A 17,304-nucleotide genomic window follows, 5' to 3' on the forward strand; every position below is an offset into this window, starting at 1 on the left:
ATCCTCATTATTGCCAAGAAAAATTATACCATAACCATTCAGAGCTTTACAATAGCAAACTTGTTAATCATTTTCACTTGACAGGTTGCGTAAATTTGCAAAAAACAGGTTGCGTAAAGGCTTAGAACAAAGATAATTGATTCGATTCCGGCAATCCTCGGAAGCACCCCATTGAAGATAGAAGCTCGATAACTGTCTTCGAGGCCTTCGATCGGTTCTGGAAATCTTCGATCGATAAGAAGTCGCCGTCTTCTTTCGCTGCGGCGATGTTTTTCGCCGCACTCTCACCAATCCCCTGCATAGCTGCAAACGGAGGAATAAGTGAAGTCCCGTCAATGATAAACTTCGTAGCGTCGGATCGATACAGATCAATCGGCTTGAAGCTGAACCCGCGTGACGTCATTTCAAGCGCCATCTCGAGAATGGAGACCATCGCTTTTTCCTTAGGCAACGCTTGAAAGCCCTTCTCCTCAATTTCGATCAGACGTTTCAAAATGGCGTCGTAGCCTTGACAAAGCAGTTCAAGATCAAAATCAGCCGCCCTAACGCTAAAATATGTCGCATAGTAAGCAATTGGATGATAAACCTTGAAATAGGCTGTACGCACAGCCGAGATTACGTAAGCGGCGGCATGCGCTTTAGGGAACATATATTCGATGCGTTCGCACGATTCGATATACCAAGCGGGCACGTTGCAGCGCTTCATCTCTTCTTTCCATTCGTCGGTAAGACCCTTACCTTTACGTACGCTCTCCGTAATTTTAAAAGCAAGTCCTGCGTCCATCCCCGCTTTGTAGATCAGGTATAGCATAATGTCGTCACGACAACCGATAACGGTTTTAATGTTGCATATCCCTTTTTTAATGAGCTCCTGCGCATTGCCCAGCCAGACGCCGGTACCATGCGAAAGACCGGAAATTTGCAACAAGTCGGCAAATGAGCTCGGCTGTGTCTCTTGGAGCATCTGCCGCACGAATTTCGTTCCCATCTCGGGAACCCCGTACGTAGCGACAGGGGAACGGATTTGCTCCGGCGTTACGCCAAGCGCTTCTGTAGAATTAAAAATGCTCATCGCCTTCGGATCGTTCATTGGTATCGTCGTAGGATCCACGCCGGTCAAATCCTGCAGCATCCGCATCATCGTCGGGTCATCATGACCCAGGATGTCGAGTTTCAATAAGTTCGCATCGAAGGCATGGTAATCAAAATGCGTCGTCTTCCATTCCGCGTTCACATCATCGGCTGGATACTGAACAGGCGTAATGTCGTCTACTTCCATGTAATCAGGGACAACGACGATACCGCCGGGATGCTGCCCCGTGCTGCGTTTAACGCCCGTACAACCTGCGGCAAGTCGGTTGAGCTCGGCTCCGCGCCATTTTTGCCCCTGTTCCTCTTCGTACTTCTTGACGAAACCGAAGGCCGTCTTCTCTGCCACCGTACCGATCGTACCCGCACGGAACACGCTTTTTTCACCAAACAGCACTTTTGTGTAGTTATGAGCAACGGGCTGATATTCACCGGAGAAGTTCAAGTCGATATCGGGAACTTTATCCCCTTTAAAGCCAAGGAACGTTTCGAACGGGATATCATGACCGTCGCCTTTCATATTCGCGCCGCAGTTCGGGCAAATCTTATTCGGAAGGTCGAAGCCGCTTGGCACGCTTCCGTCTAAAAACCACTCGCTCGTTTTGCATGAATAGCATAGATAATGCGGCGGCAATGGATTAACTTCCGATATCCCAAGCATCATTGCAACGACAGACGATCCGACGGAACCCCGAGAGCCGACCAGATACCCGTCTGCATTCGATTTCTTAACCAGTCGCTCCGAAATCAAATAGTTCGCCGAGAAGCCGAATTTAATAATCGGCACGAGCTCCTTCTCCAATCGGGCAACAATAACTTCAGGCAATTCATCGCCATAAAGTCCTTTAGCCGTGTTATAGCAGGTATTACGAATTTCTTCGTCAGCCCCATCGATGATCGGCGTAAACAGCTTGTCCGGGAACAGCTGAATTTCTTCAAAACGGTCCGCAAGCTCGTTGGTGCTGCGTATGACGACTTCAAGCGCCTTTTCCTCGCCGAGGAATTTGAACTCCTCCAGCATCTCCTTTGTCGTACGGAAATGCGCATCAGGTTTGTTCATGCCCTTAAGCGGGCTAAAGCCCGTAATGCCGTTGATCGTAATGTCCCTGCATACTTTTTCTCGCGGATGCAAGTAATGCACATTACCGGTTGCAATGACCGGTTTGCCGGATTTATAGCCGATTTCGCAAACCCGGCGAACGGCATTTTCCAGATCCTCTTTACTCCCAACGAGCCCTTTGTCTACAAGGTGCATGTTATAGCTGACGGGCTGGATCTCAAGCACATCATAAAATTCGGCTACTTGCTCAGCTTCTTCTACGGATTTGTTAAGAATCGCTTCGAAAAATTCGCCTTTTTCACACCCGGAAGTAATAAGCAGTCCCTCTCTATGTTCAACTAATACACTTTTGGGTATTGTAGCCATTTTGTGAAAATATTGCGTATGCGATAAAGTAATAAGTCTGAATAAGTTCTTCTTGCCGGTGGCATTAAGCGCATAAATACAACAGTGAAAAGGACGCTGGTTCGTCAAATCTTTGCCAACATAGTCATTTAATCTAGCAAGATTCATAATCTGCCGATCATAGGCTTCGTTAATTAAATGATAGAGGACAAAGCCCAAAGCAATCGAGTCGTCAATCGCTCGGTGATGGTTGTCCAAACTCACTTTGAACTTATCCGACAATGTATTCAAACGATGATTTTTCATGGATGGGAATAAGAATCGTGCTAGTTCCAATGTATCGAGCGCGGAATTCGTTACTTCCGGCAACCCCATGCGTTTCAAATTGGCTTGGAGGAAGCCCATATCGAACCGGGCGTTATGAGCTACAAGAACGGCATCGCCGACGAATTCAATGAATTTCGGAAGCTCATCTTCAATGTCCGGCGCATCCTTAACCATATCATCGTTAATGTTCGTCAATTGTTGAATGTTGTAAGGAATTTTCTCGTGCGGATTAATGAAGGTAGCGAAACGGTCGATTTCTTTGCCGTCCTGCATTTTCACGCCTGCAAGCTCTATGATCTTATTGTTCGTAACGGAAAGCCCTGTTGTCTCTACGTCAAAAATAACGTAAGTGGCTGTCTTTAAATCCATATCTCGCGGATTCAAAACGATGGGAACGGAGTCATTTACAACGTTCGCTTCCAAACCATAAATGACCTTGATTCCGTGCTTTTTGCCAGCTTTGCCTGCTTCGGGGAAGCATTGGATGTTGCTGTGATCTGTAATTGCGATCGCCTTGTGGCCCCATTTGGCTGCTGTTTTGATATACTGATCAACTGGCGTGAGTGCATCCATCGTACTCATTGAGGTATGAAGGTGGAACTCGACCCGCTTCTCCGCCGCATCATCCATACGATCCTTGGGAGGCATGACTTCATTAAGATCATTCGGAATCATGACGAGTTCGGGTATTTGCATAAACCGATCGTATTCGACTTTGCCGCGTGCCCGAATCCATGTGCCGTTCGACAAGAGACTCAGAATCTTCACGTCGTCTTTCGTCTTGGCGAAAACTTTCATGGACATGGAATCAGTGAAATCCGTAAGGTTAAACGTGAAAAGTGTGTTGCCGTTTCGCAATTCTTTGACATCGAGTCCGAAAACCGTGCCCTGTACGGTCACTTTTTTCTCTTCTTCCTGAATATCTTTCAGCGGTGTCGGAACCTCTTTAATATCATAGCCGATGACCAGTTTAAGGTCTCCCTCAGGTAGATCCGAAGCTTCCTCTTCTTGTTCAATGGACATCATAATTTCTTGCGTAACGCTGCGCTCTTCCTGAGCTCTTTGCTGCGCGAATTTCTCGTATTCGGCTTCGATCTCGGTGCTATCGCTAACCGCATATTTAACGGACAATTCCAATTGAAAAAAGTTATGATAAAAATTTCGAATAAACATGTCAATGTTCTTCTTCTTCGCGAGGTCCAGGCCGATTTGATCGAGCATAATCAGCGTCAAAACTTGACCTTGTACGTCAATTTTCGCTTTAGCCATCCAACCGTTGATGGATGCCGCCTCACGCTGCAGCCATTCCATGAACAGACTCCAGTATTCATTTACCAGCGCTGACGGTTCCGCTTGTTCGAACCGCCAAATGAAGCGAATTTTCGCAATATGCGCGAATTTTTCTTGAATCGTTTTACAAAAAGAGCGGTATATGTTCTGAGGCACTAATTCATTTTTCACCAAATAAAAGGTCCAGTCGCGATTTTTCCGGCTAATTTCTACTTGATCGATGTACCCTTCCGCAAAAAATGACCGAACGGTATCGGCCGGAATCTCGGCTTGCTGCATCAAAAGCTCAAAGCGATTCCGTTTGTCAGCCAAACTACTCATGAACATCCTCCCCATAAAATATCCCCCACAAAGAGTCCCCGATAACTATATAAGCATAGTGAAAATTCCTGAACAAAAATACGAAGGGCAAAGGAGATGGTGCATTCCGTTTGCCCTTATGTTTGCTTTTAAAGAATCAATTAATAGCTTCTTCCGAATACGACCGTATGTTTGGCTGCTTCCCCGCAAACCAGACAAGTAGACTTCGATTCCGAAGGATTGAACGGAATGTTTCGGCTCGTTGCGCCGGTCTCTTCCTTCACTTGTGACTCACAAGCGTCCGAACCGCACCAGCCTGCCAACGCGAATCCTCGTTTGCCTTCCAGGAACGTCTTGAATTCGTCAAGCGAATCCACAGCGATATAATGCTCGTCACGGAACTGCTTCGCTTTATCATACATCTGCTGGTGAATCTCAGCAAGCATATTCTCAATTTCTTGAACGAAGTCCGCTTGCGCTACGACTTTTTTCTCACCGCTGACACGGGAAACGAGAACGACTTGTCCATTCTCCATATCGCGCGGTCCCAATTCCACTCGAATCGGAACGCCGCGCATTTCGTATTCATTAAATTTCCAGCCTGGACTTTGGTCTGCACGATCATCCACTTTGACCCGCACGCCTGCTTTCTTAAGCTGAGCGTACAGCTCATCTACGCGGCCAATCACTTGTTCTCTTGTCTTTGGCGGACCGATTGGAATCATGACAACTTGTGTCGGCGCAACTTTCGGCGGCAGTGCAAGTCCCCGATCATCGCCGTGAACCATAATCAGAGCGCCGATTAGGCGAGTGCTTACGCCCCAAGAAGTCGTATGCGCAAATTGATGTTGATTTTCCCGATCCAAGTATTTGATATCAAACGCAACTGCGAAATTCGTTCCAAGATAATGCGAGGTTCCTGCTTGTACCGCTTTGCCGTCTTTCATCATGGCTTCGATTGAGAAAGTATCGACTGCACCGGCGAATTTCTCAGATGGTGTTTTCTGACCGACAATGACCGGAATCGCCAAGAAATTCTCTGCAAAATCACGGTACACTTCCAGCATTTGCATCGTTTCGCGACGTGCATCCTGTTCGTCTTCATGAGCGGTATGGCCTTCTTGCCACAAAAACTCGCTGGTCCGCAAGAACGGTTGTGTGCGTTTTTCCCAACGCACCACGTTAGCCCATTGATTGATCAAAAGCGGAAGATCACGGTAAGAGTTGATCCATTCGGAGTACATATGGCCGATCATCGTCTCCGAAGTCGGACGAATCGCCAAGCGTTCCTCCAGCTTCTCGCCACCTGCTTCTGTTACCCAAGGCAGTTCAGGATTAAAGCCTTCCACATGTTCTTTTTCCTTCTGGAAGAAGCTTTCGGGAATAAAAAGCGGAAAATACGCATTACGGTGGCCGGTTTCTTTGAAACGGGCATCGAGTTCACGCTGAATGTTCTCCCAAATCTCATAACCGTCCGGTTTAAACACGATACAGCCTCGGACCGGCGAATAGCTCATTAAATCTGCTTTCTTAATAACATCTATGTACCAACGGGAGAAGTCTTCTCCCTGAGGTGTAATTTCTTTAACAAACTGCTTTTCGTTTGACATATGCGCCTCCTAAAAGTTTTGCTTTTGCAAAACTGACTTCGTAAGCATGAGCTCTCCATGGCTATCCTTTTATCAACCGTAATATATCATTATACGTCACCGCTACCATGAGCAGCATGAGCAATGCAAATCCGATGAAATGCACCATGCTTTCGCGATTCGGATCAATCGGCTTGCCGCGCAGCGCCTCAAGTCCCATAAAGAGAAGTCGGCTGCCATCAAGTGCAGGAATCGGCAACAGATTGAAAATGCCAAGGTACAGACTAAGCGTTGCCGCCCATGAAATCAAGTAAGTCATTCCGAGTTTGGCAAACTCCGCGGATACTTGTGCGGTACGGACGGGTCCTCCCAAATCATCTAATTTGAATTGAAGCATGACCAGCTTTTGCAAACCAGTCACGATCCCTACCGTAGTTCCCACGACCTGCTCGTATGTCCCTTTCATGACTTCGCTAAATGTTGCATTTCTCCGATCTCCTGAAATGACAACGCCAAGCTTGCCCGCACCTGCTTCCATTTCCGGTGTCACTTGAAGTGTCATTAAGCTGCCTGCGCGATCAACCACCCATGTCATGGATTTGCCGGCAGATTGTTGAATGGCTGTCACAAGTTTTTCACGATTATCTCCGATCGGTTGACTGTCTATAGAGATGATGATATCACCTTTATGAAGGCCGGCTTTCTCACCCGCTTTACCGGCAACCACCGAATCCAATTTCACATTTGTAAAAACACCCGACATAATCACGACGATCAGAAACAAGACAATCGCCAGCAAAAAATTCATGACAGGTCCCATAACAATTGCGAGCGCACGTTGACCCACCGTCTTACTGCCGAATTGTCGATCATAAGGCGCAATCTGCGTCTCCGTCCCTTTGGCCACCATCATGGCTTGGGGATCAATCGGGTAAGTCACCGTTTCACCATCAACTTCAAGAGTTAATTGAAGACTTCTCTCTAAATCAATCTGTTCAACAACACCCATGATAATATTAGAGCGTCGATCCAATTGATCCAAATAAAGCATGGTTACTTGATTGGCATTGTTCAGTTGAACTGCAATCGTTTGACCAGGGTTCACTTGCACGATCTCAGGGTCTTCACCTGCCATGCGCACGAAACCGCCAATCGGCAAGATTCGCAATGTGTACCTAGTCTCTCCTTTTTTATATGAAAAAAGCTTGGGTCCGAAACCGATGGCAAACTCCCTTACAAGAATGCCTGCACGTTTGGCAAAATAAAAGTGACCCCATTCATGAATCGTCACCAATACGAAAAACAACAAAATAACTTTCAATCCAACTTCTATGGCTGACAAGTCGTATTTCCTCCTTAGAGTTTTGCTATAGCAAAACTTGCATCGTAAGCACTTATTTGGGCTTGCTTGCTTTTAGATTACCATTATTGAATGACTGAATACAAGCTACCCCCTTTTAGCTCAGTATACGAGAAAGGAGTTTCATTTAGACTCTTTGACTCTGCCTAGACGTTGATGCATTGAAAAAAGAGCCGAGCCAACCTTGCTGACCTAAGCTCTCCTTCCATCGTTAAAATTGAATCGATGCTGCATAAGCTCTTGCCCATGCATCCTGCTCTTGAATAAGGTCAAGAGACGGCTCAGCATAAGACTCGTGCTTTTGGAGAGCAGCTTCAATGACTTGTTCAATTTGCAAGAAAGTGATTTCGCCTCGCAAGAAACGTGCAACAGCAATTTCATTAGCGGCATTAAATACGGTTGGCGTTGTGCCGCTCTGCCTTCCGCTCTCAAAGGCCATTCGCAAGCATGGATACCTGTCGAAATCCATTTCTCGAAAATGGAGCTTTCCGATCGCAGCCAAATCCAACCGTTTTGTCGGCGTCGGATATCGATGCGGATAAGTCAACGCATACTGGATCGGGACGCGCATATCCGGATTGCCAAGTTGAGCGATAACACTGTTATCCACGAATTCAATATAGGAATGGATGACGCTTTCCGGATGGATGATAACTCCAATTTGATCGTACGTCAGATCGAATAGCCAGCGTGCTTCAATCACTTCGAGCCCTTTGTTCACCATCGTCGCAGAATCGATTGTAATCTTTGCGCCCATCGACCAATTCGGATGCTGTAAAGCTTGCTCTACCGTTACCCCTTGTAGCTCCTCGCGCGTTCGATCCCGAAAAGAACCCCCTGAAGCTGTGATCGTGATCTTGGCTAATTCCGGCCGGTTCTCGCCATTCAAGCATTGAAAGATTGCTGAGTGCTCACTATCTATAGGCAGCAGAGCAACTCCCTTGCGTTTCACAGCATCCGTTACGATATGGCCTGCGCTTACAAGAGTTTCTTTATTAGCCAGGCCAATATGCTTGCCTGCCTCAATTGCCGCAAGCGTCGGCTTCAATCCCTGACTGCCTACCAAGGCAGTCACCACAATATCCGCATCCGTTGAAGCCGCTACCTCTAGCAAACCTTCTTCTCCAAAGAGAACGCGGGTACCAGAGGATACGTGCTGCTCAACTTCTTCAGCTAATTCCTTGGTTGCTACAGATACGATCTTCGGATGGAATTGTTTAACCTGTTTGATAATAAGCTTGCTGTTATATCCGCCGGAAAGCGCCTCTACTTGAAAACGCTCGGGGGCATTCGCAACAATATCTAGCGTTTGAGTTCCAATCGATCCTGTTGACCCCAAGATCGCAATGCGTTTTATCATAATCCACCTCGTACGTCTGCGGTTAGTGGGGAAGAATACCTAGCAAGTGGATAAAAGGAAATACAATCAGCCAGCTATCCACTCGATCTAAAACTCCACCATGTCCAGGAAGAAGCGTCCCTGTATCCTTTATGCCTTTTACCCGTTTATAGGCGGACTGAATTAAATCACCGATTTGTCCCACGATCGCGATAACTAATCCTAGCAAGATAGCCGTCCCAAAGGAAAGTAAGTCTGGCGCATACCATGCAAAGCCAAGTGCGACGAGCATTGAAACGATGATCCCGCCTACGGCGCCCTCGATTGATTTTTTAGGACTGATTTGAGGCCACAACGGGTTCTTACCAATCATGGACCCGATAAAATAAGCTCCTGAATCCGTTGCCCATATGCACACAAACACCAGCACAGTCCAAAACAACCCATGTTCGGGCATACGCGTAGAGATCATATAATAAAAACCAAGTCCTATGTAAATGGCGCCCAGCAATATGATCGAAACTTGATCGATGGTTATTGAATTTTTGGAAGCGACTGTGATGAAAAGGAGCACAAACATGGCGAGCCATATAATGGCTGTGGCATTGACAGGAAGAGAAATACCCAGCATTCCCCAAGGAATCGTTAGGAGCAGCAGAGCAATCAGGCCTACAAAAGAGGATAATTTATGTGATGTAAAACCATTCATTTGAATATATTCCCGATAACCAATAATCGAGAGCAGAACGATTAAGCCGGCGTACCAGTACCCACCTAGCACTAACAGCGTGATGAAAACCAGTCCAGCGATAACCCCTGTGATGATCCTCTGCTTCAAGATAGACTCCTCCTAGATGACAAAAACTTCATAAACAGCGTCTAGTCCGAAACATATGGGCTTAAATACCGCCGTACCTTCTCGCTCGACGCTGATATTCAGCAATCGCCTGCATAAATAACGCTTCTGTGAATTCCGGCCAATACGCATCCGTAAACCACAATTCCGAATATGCTAACTGCCAAAGCAGAAAATTGCTTAAGCGCAGTTCGCCGCTAGTGCGGATTAACAGATCCGGGTCCGGTAAATCCGAGGTTAACATATAGGAAGAAAAGCGTGCCTCATCGAGTTCTTCGGCCTGAAGGGTGCCGTTCTGTACATCACGAATAATATCTTGAACACCGGCAATCATTTCTTTGCGACCGCCATAATTCAAGGCAAAATTGAGAATGAGTCCAGTGTTGTCCTTCGTACGTTCGATAGCCCCTTCTATCGCTTTAAGCGTATAATCAGGCAAGCCTTCTTTCCAACCCGTCATCCGGATACGAACGTTATTTTCAATAAGCTCTTCGATCTCCAGCGGAAAAAACTCCTGGGGAAGTTTCATCAGAAATTCGACTTCTTCCTTCGGTCTCTTCCAATTTTCCGTCGAAAAAGCATACATCGTCAGTACTTTTACGCCGATATTATTCGCTGCCATTGTAATTTTCTTGACATTTTTCATACCGGAATGGTGCCCGGCTACGCGAGGTAACCCTCTTTGCTTTGCCCAGCGTCCGTTACCGTCCATGATGATCGCCACATGTGCAGGCACATTATCCAAATCAATGTCAGGAAACTCTGAAGCGGTGCCGTCCTTGGACGTATTTCCTAACCATTTCTTTAACGGTTTGAGCATCGTTGTTCCTCCCTACTCAAGGAAAGATGAAAAACCCCCAGCTAATACCCCGGGGGCGTATCTAATTTAAACTTCCATAATTTCTTTCTCTTTAGCGGCTAGTACTTTTTCGACTTCCGCAACGAACTTATCTGTAAATTTCTGAATATCCTCTTGGTGTTTCCTCGATTCATCTTCAGAAATGCCAGCTTTTTCAAGCTTTTTGATCTCGTCATTGGCATCGCGACGAATGTTTCGGATCGCTACTTTTGCTTCCTCACCGAATTTTTTCGTCATCTTCACGAGCTCTGCCCGGCGCTCTTCCGTCAAAGCCGGTATCACAATGCGGATCACACTGCCATCATTTGATGGCGTAAGACCCAGATCCGATTTCATGATCGCTTTTTCGATTGCGCCCATAGAGCTTTTGTCCCATGGTTGGATGATCAAAGACCGGGAATCTGGTGTAGTTAAATTAGCAAGCTGATTTACAGGTGTCATTGCACCATAATATTCAACTTGAATACGATCCAAAAGCGAAGGCGTCGCTCGACCTGCGCGAAGCGATGTCAAATCTCTTCTCAACGCGCCAATTGCTTTTTCCATCCGATCTTCGGCGTTCTTTTTAATGGATTGTGGCATATCTTAGACACTCCCTTTAACTGTAGTCCCAATTTTCTCGCCAAGGACAACGCGTTTGATATTCCCTTGTTCCGTAATATTGAACACCACTAACGGGATGTTGTTATCCATACAAAGGGAAGAAGCGGTGGAGTCCATGACACCTAAATTGTTGCTAAGAACTTCCATATAGGTCAAAGTTTCATACTTTTTGGCAGATGGGTCTTTAAATGGATCAGCCGAGTAAACCCCGTCTACCTTGTTCTTCGCCATAAGAATAACTTCCGCTTCAATTTCAGCCGCTCTTAAAGCAGCCGTCGTATCTGTCGAGAAGTAAGGATTTCCTGTGCCAGCCGCAAAAATAACAACTCTGCCTTTTTCCAGATGACGAATGGCTTTGCGTCGAATATAGGGCTCCGCTACCTGCTGCATCGTAATTGAAGATTGAACTCTTGTCGGCACATCAATCGTTTCGAGTGCATCCTGCAAAGCAAGGGAGTTCATGACGGTAGCCAGCATTCCCATGTAATCTGCTGTCGCCCGGTCCATCCCTTTTTCGCTTCCAGCAATACCTCTCCATATGTTGCCTCCGCCTACCACGATGGCTACTTCAACATTTAATTCGATAACATCCTTCACCTGTTGTGCGATAGAGGTAATGACTTCTGAATCGATGCCGTAGCCTTGCTGTCCAGCCAAAGCTTCCCCGCTTAATTTCAGTATGATTCTTTTATAAAAAGGTTGCACCAACTTGTATACCCTCCGTTTCGATACATAAAGCAGGTCTTGCCTAGTAGCTAAAAAAGAAGGAACACCAAGTGTTCCATCTTCGGAAAAACGTATTAGAGTTTAACTTGGGACATAACTTCTTCCGCGAAGTTCTCTTGTTTTTTCTCAAGTCCTTCGCCAAGCGCGAAACGCACGAAACGACGGATCGAAATGTTCTCGCCGATTGTTGCGATTTTCTCGTTCAACAATTGCTCGATTGTTTTATCTGGATCTTTAACGAAAGGCTGCTCCATTAAGCAATACTCTTCGTAGTATTTACCAATGCGGCCTTCAACCATTTTGTCAACGATTTTTTCAGGCTTGCCTTCGTTCAACGCTTGGTTGCGAAGAATTTCTTTTTCTTTTTCCAATGCTTCTGTTGGCACTTCTTCACGACGAACATAAGATGGGCTTGCAGCCGCGATATGCATAGCGATGTCTCTGCAGAATGCTTTGAATTGATCCGTTTTACCTACGAAGTCAGTTTCACAGTTGATTTCAACCAGAACGCCAACTTTACCGCCTGCGTGAATGTAGGATTCTACAGCGCCTTCTGTAGCAATACGTCCAGCTTTGTTAGCTGCAGCGGAAAGACCTTTCTCGCGAAGCAATTCTCCTGCTTTCGTCAAATCACCGTTTGCTTCTTCAAGCGCTTTTTTGCAATCCAACATACCTGCGCCTGTTTTTTCACGTAATTCTTTTACCTGTGCTGCTGTAACTGCCATTGGTAAGAACCTCCCGATAATTATATGTAGTTATATACTACGCTTTAAAAAAAGGGTGGTGACAGGCTGTTACACCTTCCAACCACCCTTTTCACATTCCTATAATTAAGCTGTTGTTTGTTCGCCTTGGTGTGCTTCGATAACTGCGTCAGCAATTTTTGCAGTCAGCAATTTCACTGCGCGAATCGCATCATCGTTACCAGGAATCACATAGTCGATTTCGTCCGGATCACAGTTAGTATCTACGATACCAACGATTGGGATACCCAATTTGCGAGCTTCAGCAACAGCAATGCGCTCTTTGCGAGGGTCGATAACGAACAACGCGCTAGGCAGACCTTTCATGTTCTTGATGCCGCCCAGGAATTTCTCAAGACGATCTTTCTCTTTACGGAGAATAATAACTTCTTTCTTAGGAAGAACTTCGAATGTACCGTCTTCTTCCCATCTTTCGAGTTCTTTCAAACGATCAATACGCTTTTGGATTGTTTGGAAGTTAGTCAGCGTACCACCCAACCAACGTTGGTTGATGTAGTACATGCCGCAACGCTCAGCTTCTTCAGCAACTGAATCTTGAGCTTGTTTTTTCGTACCTACGAAAAGAATCGTTCCATTCTCTTCGGAAACGGATTTAACAAAGTTGTAAGCTTCTTCAACTTTTTTAACCGTTTTTTGCAGGTCGATGATGTAAATTCCGTTTCTTTCAGTAAAAATGTACTTGTCCATTTTCGGGTTCCAACGACGAGTTTGGTGACCGAAATGTACGCCAGCTTCTAAAAGCTGTTTCATGGAGATAACTGCCATCTCCAATCCCTCCCTTAAAATGGTTTTTGTGGTATCCGCCGCCGGTCGCATCTTCGCATAAAACTTACCAAAGTAAGCACCATTATGCAAATTGACGGGCGTGTGTTTTTAACACCGTGAATAAATATACCATAACTCAAATGCCTATGCAACCTTTTGTCATGATAGTCATCATGCCCTATTTTTTACTTCTTGATGTAGGTCAAGCAGCACGTCTGCAAACAAAAACAGACCCCGCAAAAGATCGTTTTGCCGGTCTGTTTTATTATTGAGCTGCAATTAGATTGGAAACCACTTTCTGCATATCCATCGCGCCTTCAAACACATGATAACCAATTTGAATTTTGACGGAACCGCCTTGTTTCTCAAGTTCTGTCATGAAAGCTTTACGATCTGTAATGATGCCGGACTTCAAAAGCAATTCAGTGACCGCTGTAGCGTCGAGATTAGGCTGGACGTAGATTACGATTCGCTGTTCGGCTGATGTACTGCCGGATGGAGGCTGATCTTTCGGTTTAGAAGTGGCCAGCTTATCCTTTTCTTCCTGCACCTTCTTCTGAACAGCCGCATCATAATCAGCTTGTGTGTAGACTTTTGTTGCTTTGTCAAATACCTGATAATATTTAGACGCCTGATCCTTTAACTTCAGAGGATCCAATTCGTCGAGCGGGGTGGCGCTTGATCCGGGTGCACTAGGCCTTACAGCCATGATCTGCAGCAAAACGGCTCCTATGATAATCCCCGTGCCGATTCCGTATACATATGATCGGTTCTTAAACACGTGACTTTTCCTCCTGACTGGAGAGCTGCAGGATCAGACTCACTTCACCTTTATTCATACCAAGTTTCTTGGCAATAGCTTCAACACTTTTCCCTTGATCATGCAAGCTGAAAAGCTCAGCATATCTGGTTTTCATGCTTAGTCCTGTATATATGGGCTCAAGGACGGGGTCTTCCTGTACAGTTTCCATCTGCCTTGTGTGTAATTCCGCTTGAACCAATTGTTGAGATTCCTGCTGGGAGGATATTGACTCTATTGAAGCACCAGACACCGGATTAGCTGAGCTAAAAGATTTCAAGTTAAGCTGCTGATTCACATGAACTTTGGTTAATTCTTGGGAAAGCTCATGCTTTTGTTTCTCGAGTGATTCCAATCTGCCCGCAAGTTTGGCTAGTTCCACCTCGTAATCCTGTTTGGTCCGTGAGAACAAATCAAGAAGCGCTTGATTCTGCTCGTCCATTTCGGCAGCAAAATGCTCTATCGTCTCTTCGATCTCTTGGACAACGTTCGTTTTGGCAGAGACTGCTGCCTCTTTTTTTGGAATGAATCGTGCATAGACGATGATTACGAGACCGAGAAGCACGACATACATCAAAGGCTTCATGTCCAAGCTGTCTCACCTTTTCTATAATGAAATAACGTGATTATAGCGATAAATCAATATGATGCCCTTTATACGGATGCTCTGGATAAGGACTATTTGCGCTAGAAGAAACAGTAGTTGACTCCGAATTCGCATTATTCTCATTTTTATGCGCTTGCTGCTTCTGATGCTTGCGGCTTTGACGATCCTTACCATTGGTTCGAGCACTTTCTTCTAACTTACTACTGCGCCCGCGGTCGAGCTCCGTCGTTTGCGCCGACTGATTCTCAAGAATCGTCTCATCCTGCCGCGGCTTTTGCATAAGTTGATTTTGCCTTTGGCCTGCCTCATCATTTTTATGTACGGCAAACTGTAAATCAATGGATTTCATGCTCATTTAGATAAGCATCTCCTTCAATTACACATAAGCACTCATTGAAATATCTCCATCGCTTAAACGGAATGTCATCCGATTCGTAGGATCTTTAATGAATTTCGTGTAACGGCCGATAACGATCTTAGCACCGCCATAAATGGTTGAAATCACTTCTACTCTGGACTTCTCGGAATCTTCCAGCGACTTCTCAATCTCTAGAATCCGATCTTTAATCGTACTTTGTTCGTCAAGGGCTTGCTTTTTTGTATGATTCAATTTAATTCGCATCGCAACTTTATCCGGTCCGAGCTGTCCAGCAGCCGCTAATTGATCCAACAGTGTTAACGCTTTGTCCGTTTTATCCATATTTTCCATATGCGTTTTCAGTTGATTGCGAAGTTGAATCATTTCATTTCGAAGTTCAGGGAGTACGCCGACTTCGATTACTGTCGCAGTTGACATCGAATTACCGATGGTTCTTGCCGTTACGCGCTCACCGGCTTGAATTGTACCACCTACAATCAGTCCTTTCGAGCCATTACAGTTAACGGCTTTACCCGCACGAATTGTAGAATGCATAATACTTTGTGATACGTTTAACTCTTCGCCCGCTTCAACAATCGCATCCTGAACAAAGGAGCTTTTGACATTATGTCCGGCCTTCACATGTGCTTTATTCTGCCCAACGATGCCGGCGTTAATTTCAATTGAGCCGTCTGCTTCAAGCTCCGCTGCTTCAACGCCGCCCGTCACCCGGATATCTCCGGCTGCGCGGATTTTAAATCCTGGAAGGACATTGCCGCGGATAACAACAGTACCAATGAAATCAATATTACCAATGTTATAATCTACATTGCCGTTAACTTCGTAGATCGGGAATACGTTAATTTTATCACGGTCGGTCTTGACGACCATTCCGTCTATGACCGCATATAGACCCATCTGGTCGGCGTCCGTAATCACATTCTTGCCCATTTTGAAACGAGCTTCTTTACCTGCTTTTGTGAAAATTGTTTCACCGGTCACGGCCCTTCCGGGAGTACCTTCCGTTGCCAGAAATCGCTGGCCGATGAGCTGTCCCTTTTTCACATTGTGGATGGAGATGACTTCTTTATAATTGACCCTCCCGTCTTCCATTTCAAGTGGCTTCTTGTCTTCATTATCAAAATCATAAATATACTTGATATACCCGTTTTGACCCTCCTGAGGCTTGGTCCCAGAAGCAATCACTACTTTTTGATGAAAAAAAGACTTCGGGTTGGTCGAAATCTGCGAGAGCAATGTTCGGTTCAATCCATGTACGATATGATTTGCGGTGATTAATTCTTCCAGTTGACCGACTGTTACACTGAAATTGTCGTCTGCGTTATTGATTAGTAAAAACGCTGATAATTTGTCGTCCGAGATAGTAATCGTGATGTAATAGTCGACAGGCATGTTCCTCTCTTGCATTGGACATACCACCTTTCGTGTCCTTTTTATTTAACGTTAAGTATCTTGAAAAAGCTGTGTTTTGAACCGTCCCAAGGCGCCCTTCAAGCGAAGAATGGCTTTGGAATGCAGCTGGGAAATGCGGGAAGGGGATAAATTCATCACTTCTGCAATTTCGCTTAAAGATAGTTCTTCAAAATAAAATAAGGACACAACGGTTCGTTCCTTTTCCGTCAGTCTCTCAATTGCACGAGCCAGAGATTCCTTCAAATAAAATTCATTGACCTTGAATTCAGGGTTTTTGGCTTTCTCATCAATGAGCAATGAAAGTCTCGTTTCGGACTCTTCGTCACGAATCGGATCATCAATGGAACATATGGTCGTGATCGAGATATCCTGAAGCATTTGCTGAAAATCTTGCTCACTAACCTGCAGATACTCACTCATCTCTGCATCGGTTACGGAACGAAGATATTTCTGCTCCAGCTTCTGATAAGCCTCCTCGACTTTCTTGGCCTTTTCCCTTACGGACCGGGGTACCCAATCACCTTGACGAAGGCCGTCTATAATAGCTCCCCGGATCCTCCAAGAAGCATAGGTTTCGAATTGTAGTCCGCGAGCATAGTCAAACTTTTCAACTGCATCGATAAGCCCCATAACCCCATAGCTCGTAAGATCTTCTTTCGAAACGCTCTTGGGAAGTCCGATGGCAAGGCGTCCGGATACATAATCGACCAAAGGTAGGTAATTCTCGATTAGTGCTTGCTTCGCAGGTACCCACCCCTGCTCTTTCCACTGCTTCCAGAGCTCTATATTAGCCAATTGAGGTTGCTTTTGTTCGATCATGACTTACGTTTCACC

General features: G+C 45.6%; 15 protein-coding genes. All 15 read right to left on the reverse strand.

Annotated features, from left to right (window positions below; genetic code table 11):
- Nucleotides 1-121: 121 nt before the first annotated feature.
- On the reverse strand, nucleotides 122-4,432 hold the full coding sequence (locus ACFQZT_RS30145; protein ID WP_379306266.1) for a PolC-type DNA polymerase III: 4,311 nt from the start codon (nucleotides 4,430-4,432) through the stop codon (nucleotides 122-124).
- A gap of 140 nt (nucleotides 4,433-4,572) precedes the next feature.
- Nucleotides 4,573-6,021 (reverse strand): proline--tRNA ligase, encoded by a 1,449-nt coding sequence (gene proS, locus ACFQZT_RS30150; RefSeq protein WP_379306268.1) that lies wholly within the window; start codon nucleotides 6,019-6,021, stop codon nucleotides 4,573-4,575.
- 61 nt (nucleotides 6,022-6,082) lie between these two features.
- The gene (rseP, locus tag ACFQZT_RS30155; protein ID WP_379306270.1) at nucleotides 6,083-7,342 is read right to left on the reverse strand and encodes an RIP metalloprotease RseP; all 1,260 of its coding nucleotides are present in this window, start codon (nucleotides 7,340-7,342) and stop codon (nucleotides 6,083-6,085) included.
- A 229-nt stretch (nucleotides 7,343-7,571) separates the two neighbouring features.
- The gene (locus ACFQZT_RS30160; protein ID WP_379306410.1) at nucleotides 7,572-8,717 is read right to left on the reverse strand and encodes a 1-deoxy-D-xylulose-5-phosphate reductoisomerase; all 1,146 of its coding nucleotides are present in this window, start codon (nucleotides 8,715-8,717) and stop codon (nucleotides 7,572-7,574) included.
- 25 nt (nucleotides 8,718-8,742) lie between these two features.
- Nucleotides 8,743-9,537, reverse strand: coding sequence for a phosphatidate cytidylyltransferase (locus tag ACFQZT_RS30165; protein ID WP_379306272.1), 795 nt, complete (start codon nucleotides 9,535-9,537; stop codon nucleotides 8,743-8,745).
- 61 nt (nucleotides 9,538-9,598) lie between these two features.
- Nucleotides 9,599-10,375, reverse strand: coding sequence for an undecaprenyl pyrophosphate synthase (locus ACFQZT_RS30170; RefSeq protein ID WP_379306274.1), 777 nt, complete (start codon nucleotides 10,373-10,375; stop codon nucleotides 9,599-9,601).
- A 66-nt stretch (nucleotides 10,376-10,441) separates the two neighbouring features.
- On the reverse strand, nucleotides 10,442-10,996 hold the full coding sequence (gene frr, locus ACFQZT_RS30175; RefSeq protein WP_379306276.1) for a ribosome recycling factor: 555 nt from the start codon (nucleotides 10,994-10,996) through the stop codon (nucleotides 10,442-10,444).
- Between the two features lie 3 nt (nucleotides 10,997-10,999).
- A complete protein-coding gene (gene pyrH, locus ACFQZT_RS30180; protein ID WP_379306278.1) occupies nucleotides 11,000-11,725 on the reverse strand; it encodes a UMP kinase in 726 nt (241 codons plus the stop codon).
- 92 nt (nucleotides 11,726-11,817) lie between these two features.
- Entirely contained in the window at nucleotides 11,818-12,468 is a 651-nt protein-coding gene (gene tsf / locus ACFQZT_RS30185) for a translation elongation factor Ts (protein WP_379306280.1), read from the reverse strand.
- 105 nt (nucleotides 12,469-12,573) lie between these two features.
- A complete protein-coding gene (gene rpsB, locus ACFQZT_RS30190) occupies nucleotides 12,574-13,272 on the reverse strand; it encodes a 30S ribosomal protein S2 (RefSeq protein WP_188174137.1) in 699 nt (232 codons plus the stop codon).
- Between the two features lie 265 nt (nucleotides 13,273-13,537).
- Nucleotides 13,538-14,053, reverse strand: coding sequence for a hypothetical protein (locus ACFQZT_RS30195; protein ID WP_379306282.1), 516 nt, complete (start codon nucleotides 14,051-14,053; stop codon nucleotides 13,538-13,540).
- On the reverse strand, nucleotides 14,046-14,657 hold the full coding sequence (locus ACFQZT_RS30200) for a DUF6115 domain-containing protein (RefSeq protein ID WP_379306284.1): 612 nt from the start codon (nucleotides 14,655-14,657) through the stop codon (nucleotides 14,046-14,048). The genes ACFQZT_RS30195 and ACFQZT_RS30200 overlap by 8 nt, the downstream gene beginning before the upstream one ends.
- Before the next feature lie 40 nt (nucleotides 14,658-14,697).
- The gene (locus ACFQZT_RS30205) at nucleotides 14,698-15,033 is read right to left on the reverse strand and encodes a hypothetical protein (RefSeq protein WP_379306286.1); all 336 of its coding nucleotides are present in this window, start codon (nucleotides 15,031-15,033) and stop codon (nucleotides 14,698-14,700) included.
- A 21-nt stretch (nucleotides 15,034-15,054) separates the two neighbouring features.
- Entirely contained in the window at nucleotides 15,055-16,464 is a 1,410-nt protein-coding gene (locus tag ACFQZT_RS30210) for a flagellar assembly protein A (RefSeq protein ID WP_379306288.1), read from the reverse strand.
- A gap of 36 nt (nucleotides 16,465-16,500) precedes the next feature.
- A complete protein-coding gene (locus tag ACFQZT_RS30215; RefSeq protein ID WP_379306290.1) occupies nucleotides 16,501-17,289 on the reverse strand; it encodes a FliA/WhiG family RNA polymerase sigma factor in 789 nt (262 codons plus the stop codon).
- Between the last annotated feature and the right edge of the window lie 15 nt (nucleotides 17,290-17,304).

Source organism: Paenibacillus sp. GCM10027628, from assembly GCF_042676385.1.
Classification (GTDB): Bacteria; Bacillota; Bacilli; order Paenibacillales; family NBRC-103111; genus Paenibacillus_E.

Coding starts and splice junctions, on each gene's coding strand:
- proS (WP_379306268.1), bottom strand. CDS start 6,021: ATGTCAAACGAAAAGCAGTTTGTTAAAGAAATTACACCTCAGGGAGAA.
- ACFQZT_RS30205 (WP_379306286.1), bottom strand. CDS start 15,033: ATGAGCATGAAATCCATTGATTTACAGTTTGCCGTACATAAAAATGAT.
- ACFQZT_RS30200 (WP_379306284.1), bottom strand. CDS start 14,657: ATGAAGCCTTTGATGTATGTCGTGCTTCTCGGTCTCGTAATCATCGTC.
- rpsB (WP_188174137.1), bottom strand. CDS start 13,272: ATGGCAGTTATCTCCATGAAACAGCTTTTAGAAGCTGGCGTACATTTC.
- ACFQZT_RS30170 (WP_379306274.1), bottom strand. CDS start 10,375: ATGCTCAAACCGTTAAAGAAATGGTTAGGAAATACGTCCAAGGACGGC.
- tsf (WP_379306280.1), bottom strand. CDS start 12,468: ATGGCAGTTACAGCAGCACAGGTAAAAGAATTACGTGAAAAAACAGGC.
- ACFQZT_RS30215 (WP_379306290.1), bottom strand. CDS start 17,289: ATGATCGAACAAAAGCAACCTCAATTGGCTAATATAGAGCTCTGGAAG.
- ACFQZT_RS30145 (WP_379306266.1), bottom strand. CDS start 4,432: ATGAGTAGTTTGGCTGACAAACGGAATCGCTTTGAGCTTTTGATGCAG.
- ACFQZT_RS30210 (WP_379306288.1), bottom strand. CDS start 16,464: ATGCAAGAGAGGAACATGCCTGTCGACTATTACATCACGATTACTATC.
- frr (WP_379306276.1), bottom strand. CDS start 10,996: ATGCCACAATCCATTAAAAAGAACGCCGAAGATCGGATGGAAAAAGCA.